The sequence below is a fragment of the Bacillus sp. 22483 genome (assembly GCF_052044605.1).
Lineage (GTDB): Bacteria > Bacillota > Bacilli > Bacillales > Bacillaceae > Bacillus > Bacillus altitudinis.
In genome coordinates this window covers 63,168-85,124 of the sequence record NZ_JBQENU010000014.1, presented here as the reverse complement: position 1 = coordinate 85,124, position 21,957 = coordinate 63,168, and the positions used below count along the sequence as shown (strand labels likewise).

Sequence of the window (21,957 nt, the reverse complement as noted above, 5' to 3'; positions counted from 1 at the left end):
GCGTGCCGGTGCTCACGAATGTGAAATTCGCTCCGCGCCAGTACTCGTCCTTCCTAGACTGCAAAGGTTTTCTATCACACTGAAAAGAAGACAAAGGGCTAAAATAAACAACATTTTAGCCCTTTGTCAACAATCCGAAGCTTGCAGACACTGCAAGCTTTTTGACTTATCCTTCTCTTATTTTACGCTGGAACAAAAGGGGACGATGACGAGTAAAGGAGTCAATCAAGCCCTCACCGAAAATCGTGATGCTTTGCTCCCAAGGATGTCCTAGTAAACCCCAGGTCATCTCTTTTGATAAAAAGAAATAGTAATCCCCATTTGGGAGCACAGGAACTCTCCATTCTCCAAATTCATCTTTTTCAAATGAGCCGTATGGTGTGATCCAATAGCAGTCGTGCTGCCAATCAAGTACCTGCATATATTCGTCCGTTCCGGTGATATTCTCCTGAAAAGACAGCAGTGCCTTCTTTTCAAGGTCTTCATCCGCACTTAGGAGAGAAGGGTCCTCGAAATAAGCAGAGATATCATATGTGATGTAAGGAGATGGTGCTTGAAAACCGGGAAAGCGAGAGATGCTTGGGTTAAATTTAAACTTTTGATCAAATGTTTTCCATGCGTACTTTAGTTCTTTGTCTGTCAGTGGAATCCAGTTTTCCATAGTATCTCCCTTTCAAGCACTTCTCTCAAAAAACTATTTGAAAATCCTAAACCATCCTTTATGTTTAAACCACAAAAGCATCCCTGAGACAAGCAAACCCATGAAAATCAGTACGCCAAAATAGCCATATTTCCAGTGTAATTCAGGCATGTTATCAAAGTTCATCCCATACACCCCAACAATAAAGGTGAGTGGAATAAAAATCGTCGAGACAATGGTCAGTGTCATCATGATGGCATTCATTCGGTTGGAATTTAGTGTTTGATAGCTGTCTCGTAAATCGGCTGTCATATCACGGTTTGACTCAACGATCTCTGTTAGTTTCAATAGATGATCATAAATATCATTAAAATATGCTTGCCGGTTTGCATCGCTTTTCATCATATTCGTGTTCACAATTCGATATAAGAGGTCCCTCATCGGGATAATGGTTCTGCGCAGTTTGAGCAAATCGGATCGAATACCGAATACTTCGTTCATTAATGTACCATACGTTTTATGCCCTTCTTCATCCTCGATTTCATTGAGCCTGTCCTCAATTTGATAAATAATAGGAAAATAATCATCGACGAGCTGGTCAATCAGCATATAAGCCATATGCTCTGGACCGCTCTCTCGTGCTTTGTCAGACCCTTTGAGCTTTCGAATGACTCGATCAATGTAGGGCGCTTCCTTCAAATGAAAAGTAACGATATAGTTTTCTCCAACAAACAGGTCGACTTCTTCAGATCGAAGTGTTTTTTGATTGAGGGCATGAAGGACGAAAAATAAATACCCTTCATAAAAATCAAGCTTTGGCCGCTGTAAATAATGGAAGCAATCTTCAATCGCAAGCGGATGGAACTGAAAAAATTCCTTTAACAGTGCTGCTTCCTTTTCCGTTGGCGCATAAAAATCAATCCAATACCAGGCAATATCGGGGCTTGAAAGCTGCTGCAATGTTGCATGTTCAATCAAGTCGCCGTTTTTTGTCACTGCAAGTTTTTTCAGCATGTGCACCCCTCCAGACTTGCATTATATCATGAAGCAGCAGCGGTGAACTTATACGTTTTCACCATAAAAAAGCCGATCTCAGCGATGAGATCGGTCCAATGTGCGTGTATGATTGATGGATAAAGCGAGAATTAAGGACGATGAAACGTAACGAATTTATTTTGACGGTCAAACCAGCCTCTAAATGCCCAGTTATCCCAGCCACCATCGCCGTTGTTTTTAAATGTACCGCTCTCAAAAACCCAAATACCGTAAACAACATTACCAAGGTTAGCAGTAGCGAAAGTTTTCACGCCATTAAAGCGGTCTTCATAGTTTTGGCTTAGGTTAAAGACCATGACGTTATATCTGCCGCCAGCAGCATAGAATGTGCTTTCCATTACACCTTTAACGAATCCAGAACGGTTGGCATTTGCATTTACTGCGTTAATGATTGCATTGGCAATTCCAAGGACATCAAAATTGACGTTAACATTAGGACTAGCTGTCGTTCCAGCTTTACCTTCAGCAGCTTTGTTTAAAACAGTTTGCTGTAGTGTAGTAGAGACGGGTGCTGATGATGTTTTTTCAGCAGCGTCAGCGAATACTGGTAGTGTCGAAGAAACAGCAGTGGCAAGGGCAACAGAAAGAATTGTTTTTTTCATTGGTCGGATCTCCTTTGTTTTTAAATTTTGGGTCTTCTTTTAGTAAAACGTGAAACTAGGTGAAGCCGGTTATCAATGAGGTAAATATGTTCCTGCAAGATGAAACAAATGATTGCCTAATCCGCTAATTCCTTTGTTCACCTCCTTGATATGTCATAATTATACAAATATTTTTGGAATAGAAGATATCACCCATAGGTTCTATTTCTAATTTAAGGAAAATGATCCTAAAATGTTGAAGATTGCTGTCGAATTTTAGCTGAATTCGACTAAAAATTTTCATCTATCCAAAAGGAGAATGACCATAAATAAGGAAGATATAACTGATAAATTCTTGTACTCTTTATATTTAAAAGTATTCAATATAGAGAATCATTCATGCAAAGTGAAACAATCACATCTGCGTGTGTTGACAGAAAGGAAGAGGAAAAACATGTGGGAAAAACACCTATTGGTTGAACCGCCCTATCACTTCGATCAAGTGCTGAGACGTTTGTCGAGCGATCCATTAAAGGCGGTCGATCTGGATAAAAGAGAAATCAAAGTACCGATGAGGCTGAATCATAAACCGTACATTGCAGTCGTTCAAGCGACAGGAACAAAAGAAGCACCTTCGTTCCGGGTACAGGCTAACGGGCCGGAGGAAGCCATCCTTTCTGAGGTGAAGCGGATATTTGGCATGGAGCATCAATTACATGCCGTGCATGAGCATTTTGCTCAAACAAATCTTGCGCCCATTTTTGAACGTCATATCGGAACGCCGCTTATGCTGGATTTCCATCTATATCATTGCTTGATGAAATGCATCATTCATCAACAGCTCAATCTTGCATTTGCTTATGAGCTGACGAAACGGTTTGTTCATACGTATGGTGAGCAAATCGACGGCGTTTGGTTTGACCCTTTACCGGAAACCATTGCATCACTTGAAACCGATGATTTGAGAAAACTGCAATTCAGTCAGCGAAAAGCGGAATATGTCATTGATGTCTCAAAGCGAATAGTGAGCGGCTCTCTGGATTTAGAAGAATTACACGACTTACCGGATATTGAAATTGAAGAACGTCTGCTTCCGATTAGAGGGATTGGACCTTGGACGGTTCAAAATGTCCTCATGAATGGACTTGGAAGACCAAATCTCTTTCCAATGGCAGATATCGGGATTCAAAATGCGATCAAACGTCACTTTGACCTGCCAGAAAAGCCAACAAAAGAAGAGATGGCAGTTTTAAGCAAGGAGTGGGCACCGTATTTAAGCTACGCCTCCCTTTATTTATGGAGAAGTATTGAGACAGACAAATAATTGAAAGGCATTTTCTCTCTTCGTCCAAGTCGTGATATACTATTCAGATGGAATAAAATGAGGACAACCGATAAAGGTTTAAATAGAACGGAGAGAATAAACGTGAAAGAAAAACAGCAAGGAGCCCTTCTGCAAAAGGGGCAGCAGTTCCCGCTTACCATTAAACGCCTTGGCATTAATGGGGAAGGGGTCGGTTATTTTAAAAAGCAAGTGGTCTTTGTCCCAGGTGCACTTCCAGGTGAGGAAGTAGTAGTGGAAGCAACGAATGTCCAAGCGAAATATGCAGAAGGTACGGTGAGGAAAGTTCGCAAGCGCTCAGAACATCGAGTGAAACCTCCGTGCCCAGTATACGAAGAGTGCGGAGGCTGTCAGCTTCAGCATTTGGCATACGAGCAGCAATTAAAGGAAAAACGCGATATTGTCATTCAATCAATGGAGCGTCATACAAAGCTGTCGGTTGAAAAGATCGACATTAGACCAACAATTGGTATGGAAGATCCGTGGCACTACCGGAATAAAAGTCAGTTCCAAGTCGGAAGATCACATAGCGGCGACATCATCGCAGGGCTTTATGGGCTGAATTCCCATAAACTTGTCCCAATCAAGGAATGTATCGTCCAGCATCCGAAAACGAACAAAACAACAGGCGTCGTCCGCAAAATTTTAGAGAAATTCGGCGTATCTGTCTACAACGAGCGGACAAGAAAAGGCGACGTGCGCTCGATTGTTGTGCGTGTCGGCTTTGAAACAGGTGAAGTCCAAGTCGTCCTTGTCACATCAAAGCCTGAGTTTCCAAAGAAAAAAGAAATCGCCGAAGCCATTCAAAAACGTCTGCCAGAAGTGACGTCTATTATGCACAATATCAATGGCGAAAAAACGTCAGTCATCTTTGGGCATAAAACATCGCACCTAGCGGGCAACATGGTCATCCAAGAATTTTTAGGAGACGTCTCATTTGAATTGAGTGCACGGGCTTTCTTCCAATTGAATCCGAAGCAGACATTAAAGCTTTACGACGAAGTGAAAAAAGCGGCCAAACTGACTGGCAAAGAAAAGGTCGTCGATGCGTATTGCGGTGTTGGAACCATTGGAATGTGGCTCTCAGATGGAGCAAAAGAAGTAAGAGGTATGGATGTCATCAAAGAATCAATTGATGACGCGAAGAAAAATGCCAAAAAACACGGCATGAAAAACGCAACTTATGTGACAGGCACAGCCGAACACTGGCTGCCAAAATGGGTTAAAGAAGGCTTCCGTCCCGATGTTATCGTCGTCGACCCGCCAAGAACAGGCTGCGAACGCACTTTCCTAGACACCGTCAAACAAGTCAAACCAAAACGCTTTGTCTACGTCTCTTGCAACCCATCTACACTAGCAAAAGACCTCGAATACATGTCAAAAGACTACAAAATCGAATACATGCAGCCAGTGGATATGTTTCCGCATACGAGTCATGTTGAGTGCTGTGCGTTGCTCGAATTAATTGACTAATCCTAAATTAAGCGTGTTTTTTAACATACGTTTTATTAGGGTGTGTCTTAGGAATCGCTAATTTAATATTTGCTGAAACATAAAAAGCAGACGGTTCAGAAGTGCGATAATGCACTTCTAATTGGCCGTCTGCTTTTACTGTTATTTTATGAATGAAGCGAGCTAAAATTGTTGGAGTTAGCTCTGTGAGTGGTTGTTTAGGGTTTAATTGATTTAGGATATATGCTTTCAAATTAGCAACATCTACTTCATATTACTTTCCTCATATTGCAACAAATTTAGTTGTTCAACTAGTTTCTCTATTTCAGGATTTAAAATAACTAAAAGACCGTCATAATTTTATTGGTTAATTTTAACAATCAATGGTTAGAAAAATAATTAAAAACCAAGCTGAATCAAATTGTGTAACTAATTAGGAAACTGGGTTTTTTGTTATTATTTGAAATTTTTATATTATTTAGTTTTAATGCTGTATAATTGAATATAAGAACTTTTATGATTATTTTACTATAATAGTGAGGTTGTTTAAATGATTGAACTTGATTTTACTCGTATTCGGTCTTTTGATGGTAGTAAAGACGGGGGCTTTGAAGAGTTAGTTTGTCAAATAGCCCATTTAAATAAACCAAATCAAGGGAAGAATTTCATCCGAAAAGATGGTGCTGGTGGAGATGGCGGTGTTGAATGTTATTGGATCCTGGAAGATGGTTCAGAGCATGCTTGGCAAGCAAAATATTTTACTGACAGGCTCGAAGGTAGTCAATGGAGTCAAATAGATGATTCAGTTAGAACAGCGATTGATAAACATCCTAGATTAACTAAATATTATGTAAGTGTGCCAAAGGATTTAAACGATAGTCGAAAAACTGGTCGTGGTGGGAAGCAAGTTGTATCTTCCTTAGATAAATGGAATCAATATGTTCAAAGCTGGACGGAATTAGCCAAAGGTAAGGGAATGAACGTAGAGTTTGAATATTGGGGTCGTCACGAATTAAGTATGATGCTACAAAGGGACGAAAGTAATTATATTGGTAGAACATTATACTGGTTTAATGAGCCAGTATTGAGTGTGGGAACTTTTACGGAATTAGCTAATAAATCGAAAATTTCTTTAGGTGAGCGATTTTCAGAGGAATATCATATTGATTTACCTATTCAGAAAAAAGTAGAGGGATTAGGTATATCTCCTGAATGGAAAGAAGCAATTAATAATCAAAAAAAGATTCTGTTTGATTTGATCCATAGGATAGACCAGTTAGATCGCTTTGAAAATAAAACTTTGAATAAAGGACCAAACTGGACTGTTTTCAAGGAGAATGCAACTAAATTTAAAGAATCGTATTTAGAAATTTTAATTACTAAATACGATGAACTTAGAATTACAAATATTAGGGGTGGATTTGAAGGTTTAAGAGGCTTAGCTGCTGATTTCAATAATTTTATTTGGGATAATATCGATGATAAGAACGAACCATGGAAAGAGATTAGGTATCAATTTAGAGGAGTTATTGAGGCACTAGATAGTATAGAGACTTTTATATTTAGTATTGCTACGGAAGCATATGAAACAAAAAGTGTAGTCATATTGGGAGATGCTGGAATAGGGAAATCACATTTATTATGTGATATAGCACAAAAGCGTATAGCTGAAGATTTACCTACTGTCTTTCTATTAGGTCAAAGGTATTCTGGAGGTAATCCACTTAATATTATAGCTGAAGAACTTGATTTGAGGGGCGTAAGTATTAAACAGTTACTAGGGGCTTTGGATGCGGCTGGAGAGGCAAAGAAAACTAGAACATTAATTATTATTGATGCCTTAAATGAAGGTAATAATCGTTTTGATTGGCAAAATCAACTAATGCCATTTATAGCTGAATTAAAAAATTATCCTCATATCGCTTTACTTATAAGCTGTAGATCAACTTATAAGGATTTCATATTACCTGAAGAAATTAAAGGGAACATAGTGGAGATTTTCCATAAAGGGTTTAAAGGATTTGAACACCGAGCAGCTATGAAGTATTTGTCGAAACAAGGTATAGACAAACCTTCTGTACCACTATTATCTCCAGAATTCAGTAACCCATTGTTTTTAAAAACATGCTGTAAAGCAATAAAATCAAAAGGGTTGACTTCTTTCCCTAAAGGTCTTGAAGGCCAGACTGCAATCTTTAATTTTTATTTGGAAAGTATTGAAAATGTTATTAAACGTAGAAAAAAATATATGGGGAATAGAAATGTTTCTAGTAGAATTTTATCAAAATTGATCGAACTAATATACCCAGATAATTTATTTGGAATTGAAATAAATTTAGCAGCGGACGTTTTTAGAGAAGTGGATCCTAAACCTAACTTTGATGATGATTTAATCGATATACTCATTTCAGAAGGTTTACTAGCATTAGATATGATAACTGATAGTAATGAAAATGCAATTGAAGTTGTTAGGTTTACATACGAAAGATTTAGTGATTATTTCATTGCAGAAAACATTATTGATAATCTGAATGCAGAAAATCTTGAAGCGGAGTTTGGAACTCATGGGAAGTTAGAAGAAATAATAAAGAACCCATATAAGTATTCAGGGATTATTGAAGCATTAGGCATAGTTTTCCCAGAAAGGTTCAATCTAGAGTTTGTTGATTTTGTTTCTGAAGAAAGTACACATTATAATTCGATTTTTGATAAATCGTTTACGGATGTTCTTTTATTACGTAGCAAAGACTCTATTAATGATAGGACAGTTGCATTATTAAATAAAATTTCTAGTTACGGTTTTTTCAATGAGTCGCTAGATAAGATATTAGCTTTATCTACAGAACCTAATCATCCATTAAATGCAGAATTTTTACATGAAAATTTAAAAAGAAGAAAATTGACGGAAAGAGACCGCTTTTGGTCAACGCATATAGCAGTAAGTGATTATGAGGAAGATGAAGAACAACCTGAATCTGTAACTCGAACTTTAATTGATTGGGCATTGTATGCGGATTTAAACGATGTAGAAGACGAGCGAATAAGATTATTGAGTTACACACTTTTATGGATGACAACGACTTCAAATAGAAAAGTAAGGGATCAAGCTACTAAATCATTAGTTCGAATTTTAAGTTATCGTCCATATATCATTAATGAGTTGCTACCGAAGTTTAATGATATAGACGATTTATATTTAAAAGAAAGATTGTATGCAGTTAGTTATGGTGTAGTCTGCAATATTAATGATTTAGATGAAGTAAGAGAAATTGCAGAGAAGGTTTATGAGTTGCAATTTACCCATAAGAAACCAGAACTACATCTTCTTTTAAGGGATTATGCTCGAGGGATAATGGAATACGCTTTATATAAAAACTTAATCGCTGAAGAAATGAGCAGAAATTTTAGACCGCCGTATATTAGTGAATGGCCAATTGAAAATCCTACTAAATCAGACATTAAAGATTTAGATGAAGATGAATATTCTTCGATTAAAAGTTCTCTTATGGGATTCCCAGGGGATTTTGGTAACTATACTATGTCCTGCGTACATAACTGGTCAGCAACATCACTAACGGAAAGTCGTCCTAAAACATCATATGAATTACATTTAGAATTTGCTGAAAAAGTACCTAGTGAGTTAAGAGAAGAGTACTTAAAAGAAATCAATCAAAGAATTAAATCATATGGTCAGCCCGTTACAGTTAATATTATAGACGATGTTTTAAATGATTCAGAATATGATCTTGAGGAGTTATTTAAAGAGGTTGATGAAATGCCTAGGGAAATTTCAGTTGTTACTAAAAATATAGATAGTCCAAGTGAGAATTGGGATTCTTTAAAGAAACGTATCCATGATGCATTGTCAGAAGAGGTTAAAGAATATTTTAGGTGGCTAACAGGTTTAGGCGTTAATGATAGAGTAGCAATTTTTTGTAGAAAATGGGCGCAAAGATGGGTATGCAAAAAAGCATATGAGTTTGGTTGGACCTCAAAAATGTTTGGTGATTTTGAAAGAAGACACAGTAATACTTACGGTAGGGAAGGTTCAAAAATTGAACGGATTGGTAAGAAATATCAATGGATTGCATTTTATGAACTTTTAGCTAGAATGGCAGACAATTTATTTTGGGCTAACAAATATGAAGATGAAACAGAATATGAAGGGCCATGGCAGCTTTGGAAACGCGACATTGATCCTACTATATGGCTGAGAGCTACAAATGATTCAAATTGGGATGAGTTTGGAAAGGTTTGGTGGTCACCATATACACCGATTTTTAGTGTCAATGAATCGGATGATTGGGTGTTCGATGAAGATACACTTCCTGATTTCAAGAATTTATTGATAGTAACTGATAGTAAAGGTGAAAAGTGGCGTAACTTGAGTGGCTTTAGAAAATGGGCGAATAAAACGATTGATGGTAAATCTAAAGAAGAGTTGTGGTATAGAATTAATACATGCGTTGTACCAAAAAATGATGTAGATAATTTACTTGAAAAAATGAAGGATAAAGCTTTATTTGACCCTTCTACTTTTGCGCCACGAGGTTCCTCACACCAAGGTTTTTTACGAGAATATCCATGGCATCCTTACTATAAGGATTTTGATGTTTGGTGTAATGGTGAAGATTCTCGAACTTTAAATATTCAACATTTAGTACCAGTTAACGAATATGAATGGGAAACAGGTGAAAGAGATAAATCCATTGACCAATATATTTCTCTCTATTTACCTAATCAACAATTAATTAAAGACTTTAATTTAAAGTGGTCATTAGGGAATTTTAGTACATGGGAGAATTCCGACGGCGAGATAATCTTTATGGATCCAAGTGAATTAGAAAAAGGACCATCGACAGCTCTGATTAAATCAGATCATTTTGAAAAATGGTTAGAAGAGAATGACTTACAGTTGACTTGGTTTATCGGCGGAGAAAAGCAAATTTTCAATGATGTAGGAAGTGTTTCAAAAAGATTAGAGTTCAACTATATAATTTCTATGGAAAAGGAAAATTTCATGGAAATAAATTGGAAAGATAACTATAGTTTTAAAAATTAATTAATTTATGGCATCAGTGGATGAACAGTATTATTATCCACTGATGTAGTTATTTAGAAGGGATAGGGTTTGCCATCAGGAAGTTTTAAATTTAAGACTTCATGAAAAATTTGTTTATGCCAAACTAAATTCGATCCGATTTTGAAGTTTGAATTTATTCTTTCTCTGTTATTTGTTAGTCGACCAAATATTTTTTTGTGTTCAGAGAAAGCATGAAGTTCATCAATTTTAGGAAATGAATCTAATAAATCATATTCATAAAATATAAAATACATAGGATTTTCAAGTGAAATTTGGCTTATATCTTTATGTAACTCTTTATTTAAATATGTATCACCATATGAAGGAGTTCCATGCCAGCCCCTTTTAAATCGATTTTCAATACCATTTTCACTTGAAACTTCCCCAATTTTAGAAAATCCGCAACCATTTTTTAAATGTTTAAATCTATAAAAGTAAAGACCTACTGAATTACCTAGGTTGTTATTATCTAATGCATTTAAAATACAGTTATTATTTTTCTTTAAAATTTCTTGTGGGTTAGTTATCAAGTAAACTAATACTTTATGTTCTTTCTTAGACCGTGGACAATCAGCTGTATAGCTAGAACAGATATACATTGTGTTTACTCCTTAAAGTATTTATAATATAAAAATTATGTGAGCAGACAAACAATAGATATTTGGAGTGTGTTTGTGTTATGTTACGCAATTTAATTCGGTATTGAGAGTTCGAACTAAAGATTTATTATATTAATTTTCAAGATGAAGTATTGCCTGTTGCAGAAAAAACTTCAATAATTAATTTTAAAGACTTTAAAAGTTTAATGTAAAAGGTCGAGTATTATTTAAAGGGAACCAACATGAGGTTTACAAGCTGCCCAATAATAAGTCTTTTACTTAGCAAGGTGTACAATATTTATCTGGAGGTGAGACTCATTAAAATTTACATAACAAATTTTAATGAGGCAAGAAATAAAGAGGGTTTCCATTTAGTCAGATGTATACGTTAACTCAATTTATAGTATTCAATAATACTTTTTAACGTATCTTCTCGCATAAACCAAAAGGCGCAGCTCGAAGCCTTCTTGAAGTAAACAAATAGTCCCCTTGAAATTTCGAGGGGACGTTTTTGTTTATTCGATGATTTATCCTCTTTTTAATACTCGCATACTTTATTTTCGCACTCAGGTTTTTCTTTAGCATCTACAGTGAAAGATATGACTTCGTCATTGCCTTTATCATAGATTCCCCATATTTCTTTTTTCTTATTTTCATTGAGATAACCATTAATTTCAATACCGCCCATTGGGTTTATCTCATAATCATCAGTATAATCAATTCGTTTAATATCATTATAGTTTGTTTTAATAAAGTCAGTCATTCTTTTCTTAGCCAAGGAATACAATTCTTCTTTTTTAGCTTCTTGGGCAGCTGTTTTTTTGTCGTGTTGTTCCTTCATAAATATTCCTCCAAGTGTTATAATAACCAAAGTCACAAGGATAATTATGTATTTTTTCATAAAACCATCCTTTCTATCTTAGATTTTACATGAGAGAAGGGGCATTGTACATGAATACAAAGACGGACATACCTAATTTAACAGATAAAGATTATTTTTCTCTGAGCCAAAATACATATAGTGAAAAGAAAATGAGAAAAGCCTATGAGAATAAGACACCACTTGTAAATGATTCAAAAAAAGCTTTTTATGTAGACAAAATTAAAAAAGACCCAGACACAGGGCTAGATGTTTACGTATTTGTCCAAGCCAAGAAAAAAGAAGGTAAATGGGTTAAACCAAAAGAGCCTGAGAATGTTGTCGTAGGTTTTCAAGGAACCAATCAGGAACAAATTAAAGCTGACGTGATAAGTGCAGATGGCGGCAACGTGGTAATGGGTCAAGATCCGAAAAAGAAAGTCAAATACATTATGAAAAAAGAGGCACCTGAAAACTCTAAAGCTATTACCAAGTATAACGGTAGTATGGAACAAGCCATGTTGTTGAAAAGTGGAGAATACAAAATTGTCACTAAGACATCTCAATTTGATCAAGGTGATAAGCTCGTCGCCAATGAAGTGAAAAAGTATGCTGGCACTAATACAGTGATTTCAACAACGGGTCACTCACTTGGAGGGGCAGATGCAGAATACGCTGGTGTAAACAATCATGTTTACAGTGTAGCCTTTAACAACCCTTCCATTGTTAAGCTGCATGATGAGGAAACACAGAAGAAAATCAGAAACGGCGAATTTGATTTATATCATAAAGCCATCATTAATCCCGATGATATGGTGGGGGCAGGTTGGTTGTTAGAATATGACAGGCACAACGGAACGACAATTTATACGAAAGATCCTAGTCAATCACGAAGAGAGCGTATAGATCGGTTTGTGTCACCGCTTGGTGTTCCTGGGGTTTTAGGAAATTTGATTACTTCCTTCTATGGCCAAGCATTCGCAAAAGATCCGGATACTCATAGTTTAAATGAGTCGAACTTTACTTTTGATAAGAATGGTCATATTAAAAGTGTGGATGGAAGCAAAGGTGTTTATAACCAGAATATCGAATCGTTCTCATCTTATTCAGGTATGAATGGACAAACCATCAAAGTGGATGCCAAATATGCAAAAGAATTAGCTCATCGATTACAGGCAGCTATCGAAGACTTAAAAACAAAAAAACAAGCAATTGAACAATTCCCTCATGATCACAGCAAAATGGTGTATGACGTGAAATCTATTTGCGGAAAAAGGTTAGGAGAATTCAAGGATTTAGATCCAAGTGACGTTGAAAAAGCTATATTGTTTTACGCCCCTTTTGTGAAAGATGGAGCAGCATTTTATGACTCAGAAGAACAGTATCAAACTGAGGCTTCTCTACATTATTTGATTAGAGATTTAGAGGATATGAGTGAGTTTATTGTGAAAATGGCGGAGGATTTAAAAGATAAGGATAATGAATTAGCAAGATGGTTACGGTTGTAAGGGGGATTTCAATTGCCATATGGGGTTAATATGGATGCAGATGAGTTTTACAGACGATTACAACAGAATGAGGAATTAAAAAAAATTGTAGGTTCAAGTTTAAAAACGCATTGTCAGAATCTAAAACAAGACACAAAACATGCGTCAGACTTTTCTTCAGCACAACAGGTTGTAGCTGAAGTGTATGTTGCTTTACTCTCTTCATTTGAAGGAAAAGCTAAGGATGCATTGGTACAAAGACTCAATGAAAATGCGAAGATGCTGACAAATGCAACAGAGAACAGAAGTGCCTTTCTAAGAAGTATAAAGACAAAATAGTGAACATAACCTCTTCGCAACGATGTGACAGAGGTGTTTTTTTATTTGAGAATCGTCTTATAAATTCCTTGACGCTTTATTCACAGCTGGTATCAGCTTATTATTTAATATGACACATAAACGTTGACAAGCAAGATGATTAATACCGTGTATGTGAAGACAGTTTTATCGATGGTACGAGTGTAAAAAGTGAAATGAATAAAAATGGTTCGTGACTTGAATACTGGCTTCTAGTTTGTACGATGATCACGGACTTTTTTATTAACTTATTCAGAGAGATCGATCAAAGAATTTTTAATTCATGGAAAGGTGGAGGATGAAATTGAGTCAATTTAAAATCTTAACAAACTATATCCCTATGCTTCAAGGCGATGATATTGGTGAATGGGTCATAGATCAAGAAAATGACGGAACAGCGGAACACCCGATTCAGATGCCCTATGTGAATTATTCCGAAACGGTCCGTCGTTTTATCGAGGATGTCTATACATTTGCAGAACAGCATCAAGAACTGGAGATTACCCGCTATAGTGAGATCCTCAAAGAAAATGGCATTGAGGGTGGAACGAACGCTATGGAGAATGTCGACATCTCAAATGTAAATGCGCAGTGTGTACTGGCTCTCATCATGGGGGTTCTGAGAGCTGAACGATTTTGCGAGGGTGTTATACTCGATTTCTTTAAAAACGGAGCTATTGTCAAGTGGCTTGAAAGATTGGAACGTTTGGAGTAAGAGAGACTAGATTTCGGGGTGATCAATTGAAAAACAAAACAGATGTATCCCACATGTTTCCTCCTATGAAAATAGAAGAAATTGATCATATTTTATTATATGATCTTGATGCAATAAAAATGGAAAAAGAAGATGAACGTATAAAATTCATTTTACAAGATCCCTATTGTCCTGATAAACATCATATTCACAGTGTGTATGTCATCTATAAAAGGTCTATACTCAATTTACTTGAAGGTAGGATTCGTTCTATTCATAGTCATGAATTTATGACTGCTAAGAAAAAGGATCGAACGATTTCTATAGAAGATATAGAATATGTATTAGAGATCGCTACAGTTGTGGTTCTTGCAAGTGAAAATAATGGAATATTGACGAATTATTTTTATAGTGGAGTCGGACAAAGGTTAGATTGTATTTTTAATCTATGCTTAGGTTATTCAACAGATTTACAAAAGAAAGAGCATAAAGTAAGTTTGCAACGATTTATGGATGATATAAAGATTGTTGAAGCGATGGGATTGTTAGAAAAAATAGTAGGATAATGAGCAAAACCTAGATTTTAGAGAAATCTAGGTTTTTTCGTGCTTTTGAAAAATTTAATCAACTTCATGTTGACCTTCCCCTTAACTGAAAGGTTTATACTGTGATCAGATCAACAAATCGGAGGAGATGCAGGATGTTCAAGATCGGCGATTTTTCTATGTTAAGTAAAGTGCCTGTCAAAACCTTAAGATATTATGACCAAATTGATTTATTAAAGCCTCAGCAGATCGATCAAGATTCGGGATACCGTTATTACTCAGCTGAGCAGTTACTTGAGGTCAATCGAATTTTTCTCTATAAGGAATTAGGCTTTACGTTAAAGCAAATGGGGCAGCTTCTTCGTGAAGATATCTCAGTAGAGCAAATTCAGGGCATGTTTCTCTTGAAAGAGAGTGAGATTCAGCAATTGATCGAAAAAGAACAACAGAAATTAGCCCGTATTAAGGAGCGGATGCACCTCATCAAACGAGAGGGGTGTGTTGAAAAAGAACAGGAGGTCATCATCAAATCGGTTGAAAGCAAACGCATCATGTCTTTTCAATCCAACGGAACTGTTGAAGAAATCCCTTCATTCTTTCAAATGTTTCATCATTTATTACATAAACATCAACAAGAATCGATCTCGGGACCACAAGTAGTGCTATGGAGAGAATCACTGGATAAAGAAAGTGAGTTCGAATTTGAGGTGGGGTATTCCGTCAAATCGTTAAGGTGCTCTCTTCCTCAGGGAATGACAATTCGCACGTTACCTGCAGAAGACACCATGGCAACACTCTTATTTCATTCCCATTCTCCATCTGCACAAACAGCTTGTGTTGACTTGGCGACATGGATCGAAAATAACGGATACCGCGTGAAAGACGATCAGCCGGGCCGAGAAATCTATTACCCATTGTCAGAAAATGAAGAAGGCAGACTCATTGAAATTCAAATTCCTATTAAAAATGAAATCAAATCGTAAACATGGCCCAAAGGAGAAACGTCACGATGCAAAATAAAACCGTTGTTTATTTACTTGCTTTAGCAGCCTTTTTAATCGGAACAATCGAATATATCATTACAGGGATTATTCAAATGGTCGCAGATGATTTACAGGTCACGACATCAGCTGCTGGTTTATTGGTCACATCCTTAGCGCTCTCAGCAGCAATCGGCGCACCGATTGTCATTGCACTAACCATCAATATCGACCGCAGAAAAATATTATCATGGATGCTGATCATTTTTACTTTAAGTAATATCATCACAAGTGTCAGCCATTCGTTTGAAATGGTGCTGATGACAAGGGTTTTACAAGGAATTAGTGGAGGGACGGCCATTGTGGTGGCAATGGCTGTGGCCACTCGTCTTGTGGAACGAGAAAAAAGAGGAACAGCGATTGGCATCATTTTAATGGGATTAAGCAGCTCCTTGGTTTTAGGCGTTCCAATCGGGACATTTCTAAGCAGTATGATCGGATGGAAAGCATTATTCGCAGCCATTGGAGTGATCACGCTTATTCCGCTAATTGTGGTGTATAGGCGGATCCCTTCTATGAAAGAACAAGAACCGGTGACGCTTCGTATGCAATTATCGATTTTAAAAGACAAGCGAATATTGCTTGCAGTGGCAGTCACGTTATTCTATGTAGGGGGATATTCGACTTTATTTACCTATTTAACGCCTTTCCTCCAAAAATCAGCCAACCTAAGCATCACAGAAATCAGTGGCATTTTATTACTAGCGGGAATATGCAGCTTTTTGGGATCAAGCCTTGGAGGGATGGCAGCAGATAAAAAAGGACCCATCTTCACGATTTTTTCTGGCATCATCTTGCAAATCATGATGCTCATGCTACTAGCATTTGTCACAGGGAATCTCGTGGTCATGGTGGCTGTTATCATGATATGGATGATCGCAACATGGAGTACATCACCAGCTCAGCAGCTATATCTTGTAACCCTTGTTCCGAAATCTCCTGATATTGCATTAAGTGTCAATACATCATTTATTCAATTCGGATTTGCTTTAGGCTCGGGGGTAGGGGGGATTGTGTTAAACGGAACCTCTGTATTGAACCTAAGTTGGCTCAGCGCCGGTACGGTTTTCCTTGCGTTACTCATGACCATTCTCATGGTGGCGTTTGACCGATTTTCTCAACATATGCGTTTGAAGGTGATCGAGCAAGGAAGCTAACTTAAATTCAATTTTGTATGGAAGGGACTACTTATTTCGGGTAGTTCCTTTTTGGTTTGAAGAATGCACCAGTAAAGTTGTTTATTTGATACAATAGGGGGCAATATCCAAAGATTGAAGGCATTCATATATTTCTTTTAAAAACGATGAATATCAAACAAAAGAACCACTAGATGAGGAGAGAAAATAAATGCAAATCAGCGAAGAGATCATCAATCGAAAAGGTGCTCGAAAGGGGACTGATATCCCTCATGACGTCTTGTTCCTTTTGAATCAAGGAAAAATAGAGAGTGTGAATTTAACTGAATGGCTGGCTGTCAATCATCTGACGTTATTACATCATGTTTTGCCATCCGTTGGTTTAGACCATCATTTAGACGATGTATCATCTGATGTCACTCAACAAAAGGCTGAGTCTGGAATGAAAGCAATTCGTCTCATCGGTCAATTGTTAGATGAAGTGTTACAGAAAGAGAATGGGGAAAAACAAACGGAAGTGCTACAGGCGTTTACTCACCATGTATCTGATAGCGTCCGCTGTTGGGCTGCTTATATGAACAAACACCGTTTATCAACTTTGGAAGAGAAATTGGCGTACATTCAACCATTTGCAGCTGATCCTCATTTTGGAGTTCGAGAAATTGCGTGGATGTCAGTGAGAGAAAGCCTAACGGATCAGCTCGATCAAAGTATAGAACATTTAACAGAATGGGCTAAAAGTAAAGATGAAAATATTCGCCGATTCTCAGTAGAAGCTATTCGCCCAAGAGGTGTTTGGACAAAGCATATTGAGTCATTAAAACAAGAGCCAATGAGGGCACAGCCTATTCTAGACTTGCTCAAATCTGATCCATCAACATATGTTCAAGATTCTGTAGGAAACTGGCTCAATGACGCTAGTAAAACACAACCAAATTGGGTCATAAACCTGTGTGAACAGTGGTTAAAAGATTCTGATACTAAAGCAACCAGCAGAATTGTCAAGAAAGCCAAAAGAACGATTGTGAAGGGGAACTTGTGAAGAAGTACATAAACTGAATTTCCCCTTTTGGAGGGTATTTCTATCAATAGATCATTAGAAAGAAAGTCTCAAAGTTAACTCAGTAAACTAACTGCCCCATTTCGTGGGGTTTTTCATTTTTTATAAAAAATCTAGTCTCCTCAATTCTGCATTCTTTATATAGATCTTATCCTCTCATCGTCGTACTTTTGAATGAAATTGACTCAATAGAATTGACGTAAGAACCATGAATAGGCGAAGATGATATAAAATGTAAGATAAAGGGAGACGAATAATGATACATATCGTATTTGGGGCAGCAACTGCTGGTAGTTTAAAACAAGCATTACGAGAAATGAAGCAAAAACCAGTGGAAGACATCATCACCTTTGATGATATCTACTCCATTGGCCCACTTACACACTTACATGAACGTCAAGGACAAGAGACTCGTATTGAGTGGCTTCGTCATGTCATGTCCAATGAGTTTGGTAGATTTGATGATATGGTCATCGATCAGCAAATAATGATTCAACAAGTGAAGGATATAAAAGATGGATCACATTTAATGATATGGATAGGCAACAATGCACATGAACAAATAGGTCTACGATTTGCCATCTATTTATTAAAAGGAAAAAACGTGGACGTGTCTGTCATCAATACAGCGATTGCATATGATCACCATTTTAATACAAAGACGTTTCGCATGGACCTTCGACATACTGGGGAAATCCCATCTGAAAAATTTAAAATTATTTATGAAAGTAAAAATCACTTTCACACCATTTCCAAGGAAGAAAGAGAACGATTACAAGAAGAGTGGCTTCACATTGCCGAAACAGATCATACGCTGCGGATATGGCGAAGTGAACAAACAATTAACGTACCAGAAGATGAATTTGATGCTTATTTAGTAAAAATGGCTAAGCGGCTTCATCTGTCCGAGCCAGAAGAGGAATACATTGTAACTCCACGCTTAATTGGAGAAGTCCTTGGTCATTTAGAACAATATATCGGAGATGATTTTATTGAGTATCGGCTAAAGAAGCTGATTGATCAAGGTGTTTTTGCTATGAAAGGAAAACGAACGTCCATGCGTTATTACTCGATAAAACTGACAACATTTGGTCAGGAATTCAAAAAATGGGTATGTTGTCGTGATTTTGAGCACCAACCTTATGTGAAAATTGAAGGAACCTATGGTGGCGAACCTTTTCAATGCGGACATTGTCAATGTCATTTAGAAAGAGATGATGTACCTATAAGCGATGTACTATTCTCTAAAATATGGAATTGGGCCATACAGTATGGTTGTTGGTTTGATGAAGAAACAGATGACTTGCTGCCAGAAGGGGTAGAAATGGAAAAGAAATTTAATCAAGCAGGGGAGTGTATAACGGAAGAAGTGAAGAATGCGTTATCTCCTAAGTATCAAGTCGAATATAGCCCCAGTGAAATGACAAGACATTTCATTTAGTGAATAAAATTCAATAGCACTATACAAAATAAATCTTTACATCATTCCCCATCATCATGTAATATATGGAGAAATCAAAAGCGAAGAAAAGGACATGAGCAGCTTTTATTGGTTCACAGAGAGGGAAGTCACGGTGAAATCTTCCTAACGCAGAAAAGTTGTCTTACCACCTTTGAGCTGTATTGGGGAAATTACAGTATCCAATACCGTCTACGCCACGTTACGGCACCAAGAGCCATAAAGCGAATACGCGTTATGGGAATTTGGGTGGAACCACGGATCACACATTCGTCCCTTTATGAGGGATGGGTGTGTTTTTTTTGTTTACTTTTATAGCATGATTGCTTTGAAAAGGACATGAGTAGCTTTTATCGGTTCACAGAGAGGGAAGTCACGGTGAAATCTTCCTAACGCAGAAAAGCTATCTTACCACCTTTGAGCTGTATTGGGGAACATTACAGTATCCAATACCGTCTACGCCACGTTACGGCACCAGAGCCATAAAGCGAATACGCGTTATGGGAATTTGGGTGGAACCACGGATTACACATTCGTCCCTCTATGAGGGATGAGTGTGTTTTTTTATTTCAAAAAAGAGAAAGGTGTGTCAGTGATGAGAGAAAAAATGGTGAAAATTCAATTTCCAGATGGAAAGATCAAGGAGTTCTCCGCAGGTACGACAGTCGCAGAGGTTGCCTCCCATATTAGCCCAAGTTTAAGAAAAAAAGCAGTAGCGGGAAAGATCAATGATCAGACAGTGGACTTAAGTTATCCGTTAAACAACGATGCGGGGGTTTCGATTCTAACACTTGATTCAAAAGAAGGGCTGGAAGTGTTACGTCATACAGCTACACATGTATTAGCCCAAGCTGTGAAAAGGTTATATGACAATGTGACACTGGGGATCGGACCTGTCATTGAGAATGGATTTTACTATGATATGAAGCTGAATCAAACGTTAAGCGTAGAGGATTTGGCAATGATTGAAAAAGAGATGAAAAACATCATAAACGAGAATCACCTTATTCAAAGAATGGAAGTCTCTTACAAAGAAGCTGAAGTGATGTTTGCACATGATCCATATAAACTGGATATTTTAAAAAGTCTCCCTCGACAAGAAGCCATCACGATTTATCAGCAAGGAGAATTTATCGATTTGTGCCGCGGTCCCCATTTACCTTCTACAGGGTATTTAAAGGCATTTAAACTAACACGTGTGGCAGGGGCTTATTGGCGGGGAGATAGCAATCAGGATGTCTTGCAGCGAGTGTATGGTGTAGCGTTTCAGTATCCAAATCATCTAGCTGATTATCTTCATTTCATGGAAGAAGCAAATAAACGTGATCACCGGAAATTAGGGAAACAGTTATCCCTCTTTATGTTTTCAGAAGAAGCGCCAGGCATGCCGTTTTATTTACCAAAAGGTCAGATTGTCAGAAATGAATTAATGGCCTTTTCAAGAGAAGTGCGAGGAAAAGCGCAATATGAAGAAGTAAGTACGCCATTTATGATGAACCAAGAACTTTGGGAAAAGTCAGGTCATTGGGATCATTATCATGAGAATATGTATTTCTCAGAAGTAGACGATACAAGTTTTGCTTTAAAGCCGATGAACTGTCCAGGGCATATGCTCATGTTCAAAAATAACTTATATTCCTATAGAGACCTTCCAATTAGAATGTCTGAATTTGGTCAGGTGCATCGTCATGAATTCAGCGGAGCATTAAATGGATTGTTCAGGGTCAGAACATTTTGCCAAGATGATGCCCATATTTTTTTGAGAGAAGAACAAATTGAAGCTGAAATTAAACAGATTTTCCAATTAGTTGATTACGTATATCGGACATTTGGTTTTGAGTATTCAGTCGAACTATCCACTCGTCCAGAAAAAGCATTAGGGGATGACGCTATTTGGGATGTATCCGAAAAAGCGCTAAAAAATGTGCTTGATCAGTTAAAGATTGACTACTACTTAAATGAAGGAGATGGGGCATTTTATGGTCCGAAGATCGACTTTCATATTCAAGATGCACTAAAGCGGAGCCACCAGTGCGCCACAATTCAGCTGGATTTTCAAATGCCAGAGAAATTTGATTTAACATATATCAACGAGAAAAATGAAAAGGTGCGGCCAGTTGTCATTCATAGTGCCATTTTTGGTTCACTTGACCGGTTCCTTGGTATTCTCATTGAACATTTTGCGGGCGTCTTCCCGTTATGGCTCGCACCAATCCAAGTACAAATCATACCTGTCTCAAGCGTTCACCTTGATTACTGCATAGAGGTGCGGCAGCAATTAAGAAATATCGGAATTAGAGTCACAATCGATGAACGGGATGAAAAACTCGGCTATAAAATGAGAGAAGCACAAATGCAAAAAATTCCTTATATCGCTGTCATTGGAGATACAGAAATGCAAGAAAAAACACTGAACATCAGACAACATGGAGAAAAAATGTCAAAGCTGCTGTCTATTGATGACTTTAAACACTTGGCAGCCCAGCAAATAAAAGACAGAACAGCTCAAATATGATGTGCTGATTTCATGAAGAAGGATAAGACGTTCATTGAATGGTGGGCGTCTT

The 21,957-nt window shown here is 37.3% G+C and carries 18 protein-coding genes and 2 other annotated features; of the genes, 12 read left to right on the top strand and 6 right to left on the bottom strand.

Translation table 11 applies throughout. The features are described from left to right. Window positions 1-166 precede the first annotated feature (166 nt). The 3 genes from ACTJJQ_RS17035 to ACTJJQ_RS17025 form a co-directional block, all read right to left on the bottom strand. Window positions 167-661, bottom strand: a complete 495-nt coding sequence (locus ACTJJQ_RS17035; RefSeq protein WP_440600436.1) for a DUF2716 domain-containing protein — start codon at window positions 659-661, stop codon at window positions 167-169. Window positions 662-694: 33 nt separating this feature from the next. Beyond that, window positions 695-1,654, bottom strand: coding sequence for a magnesium/cobalt transporter CorA (corA, locus tag ACTJJQ_RS17030; protein ID WP_007496624.1), 960 nt, complete (start codon window positions 1,652-1,654; stop codon window positions 695-697). Window positions 1,655-1,785: 131 nt separating this feature from the next. Continuing rightward, a complete protein-coding gene (locus tag ACTJJQ_RS17025; protein WP_017366836.1) occupies window positions 1,786-2,298 on the bottom strand; it encodes a hypothetical protein in 513 nt (170 codons plus the stop codon). 433 nt (window positions 2,299-2,731) lie between these two features. Here ACTJJQ_RS17025 and ACTJJQ_RS17020 point away from each other — a divergent pair, with 433 nt between their 5' ends. Further along, window positions 2,732-3,601, top strand: coding sequence for a DNA-3-methyladenine glycosylase family protein (locus ACTJJQ_RS17020; protein WP_048002092.1), 870 nt, complete (start codon window positions 2,732-2,734; stop codon window positions 3,599-3,601). Window positions 3,602-3,703: 102 nt separating this feature from the next. Further along, window positions 3,704-5,092 carry a 23S rRNA (uracil(1939)-C(5))-methyltransferase RlmD gene (gene rlmD / locus ACTJJQ_RS17015; RefSeq protein ID WP_440600435.1) on the top strand — a complete coding sequence of 463 codons (1,389 nt, stop codon included), beginning with the start codon at window positions 3,704-3,706 and terminating at the stop codon, window positions 5,090-5,092. A gap of 7 nt (window positions 5,093-5,099) precedes the next feature. Here the strand turns inward: rlmD and ACTJJQ_RS17010 are convergent, their stop codons facing one another. After that, a complete protein-coding gene (locus tag ACTJJQ_RS17010; protein ID WP_440600434.1) occupies window positions 5,100-5,324 on the bottom strand; it encodes a hypothetical protein in 225 nt (74 codons plus the stop codon). 297 nt (window positions 5,325-5,621) lie between these two features. Between ACTJJQ_RS17010 and ACTJJQ_RS17005 the strand changes: the two genes are divergently transcribed. Beyond that, a complete protein-coding gene (locus ACTJJQ_RS17005; protein WP_440600433.1) occupies window positions 5,622-10,133 on the top strand; it encodes an NACHT domain-containing protein in 4,512 nt (1,503 codons plus the stop codon). Between the two features lie 53 nt (window positions 10,134-10,186). Here the strand turns inward: ACTJJQ_RS17005 and ACTJJQ_RS17000 are convergent, their stop codons facing one another. Then, window positions 10,187-10,753: a hypothetical protein gene (locus ACTJJQ_RS17000; RefSeq protein WP_440600432.1), complete on the bottom strand. Its 567-nt coding sequence runs from the start codon at window positions 10,751-10,753 to the stop codon at window positions 10,187-10,189. A gap of 538 nt (window positions 10,754-11,291) precedes the next feature. Next, a complete protein-coding gene (locus tag ACTJJQ_RS16995) occupies window positions 11,292-11,654 on the bottom strand; it encodes a DUF1433 domain-containing protein (protein ID WP_079919182.1) in 363 nt (120 codons plus the stop codon). Between the two features lie 50 nt (window positions 11,655-11,704). On the opposite strand from ACTJJQ_RS16995, the gene ACTJJQ_RS16990 reads away from it, so the two are divergent. From ACTJJQ_RS16990 to thrS, 9 genes are all read left to right on the top strand, one after another. Then, the gene (locus ACTJJQ_RS16990) at window positions 11,705-13,120 is read left to right on the top strand and encodes a lipase (RefSeq protein WP_213406509.1); all 1,416 of its coding nucleotides are present in this window, start codon (window positions 11,705-11,707) and stop codon (window positions 13,118-13,120) included. Window positions 13,121-13,132: 12 nt separating this feature from the next. After that, window positions 13,133-13,438: a hypothetical protein gene (locus ACTJJQ_RS16985; RefSeq protein WP_191219222.1), complete on the top strand. Its 306-nt coding sequence runs from the start codon at window positions 13,133-13,135 to the stop codon at window positions 13,436-13,438. Between the two features lie 322 nt (window positions 13,439-13,760). After that, the gene (locus ACTJJQ_RS16980; RefSeq protein ID WP_440600431.1) at window positions 13,761-14,171 is read left to right on the top strand and encodes a DUF6508 domain-containing protein; all 411 of its coding nucleotides are present in this window, start codon (window positions 13,761-13,763) and stop codon (window positions 14,169-14,171) included. Between the two features lie 26 nt (window positions 14,172-14,197). After that, window positions 14,198-14,716 (top strand): hypothetical protein, encoded by a 519-nt coding sequence (locus ACTJJQ_RS16975; RefSeq protein WP_007496637.1) that lies wholly within the window; start codon window positions 14,198-14,200, stop codon window positions 14,714-14,716. Between the two features lie 134 nt (window positions 14,717-14,850). After that, window positions 14,851-15,678, top strand: a complete 828-nt coding sequence (locus tag ACTJJQ_RS16970) for a MerR family transcriptional regulator (RefSeq protein ID WP_440600430.1) — start codon at window positions 14,851-14,853, stop codon at window positions 15,676-15,678. 26 nt (window positions 15,679-15,704) lie between these two features. Next, a complete protein-coding gene (locus tag ACTJJQ_RS16965; protein WP_440600429.1) occupies window positions 15,705-16,892 on the top strand; it encodes an MFS transporter in 1,188 nt (395 codons plus the stop codon). Between the two features lie 190 nt (window positions 16,893-17,082). After that, a complete protein-coding gene (locus ACTJJQ_RS16960) occupies window positions 17,083-17,913 on the top strand; it encodes a DNA alkylation repair protein (RefSeq protein ID WP_048002718.1) in 831 nt (276 codons plus the stop codon). A gap of 274 nt (window positions 17,914-18,187) precedes the next feature. Beyond that, window positions 18,188-19,372: a DUF1835 domain-containing protein gene (locus ACTJJQ_RS16955; RefSeq protein ID WP_035391318.1), complete on the top strand. Its 1,185-nt coding sequence runs from the start codon at window positions 18,188-18,190 to the stop codon at window positions 19,370-19,372. 74 nt (window positions 19,373-19,446) lie between these two features. Then, window positions 19,447-19,671: a binding site (T-box leader), on the top strand. 38 nt (window positions 19,672-19,709) lie between these two features. Continuing rightward, window positions 19,710-19,934: a binding site (T-box leader), on the top strand. A 51-nt stretch (window positions 19,935-19,985) separates the two neighbouring features. Then, window positions 19,986-21,905, top strand: coding sequence for a threonine--tRNA ligase (thrS, locus tag ACTJJQ_RS16950; protein ID WP_440600428.1), 1,920 nt, complete (start codon window positions 19,986-19,988; stop codon window positions 21,903-21,905). The last annotated feature ends 52 nt before the right edge of the window (window positions 21,906-21,957 follow it).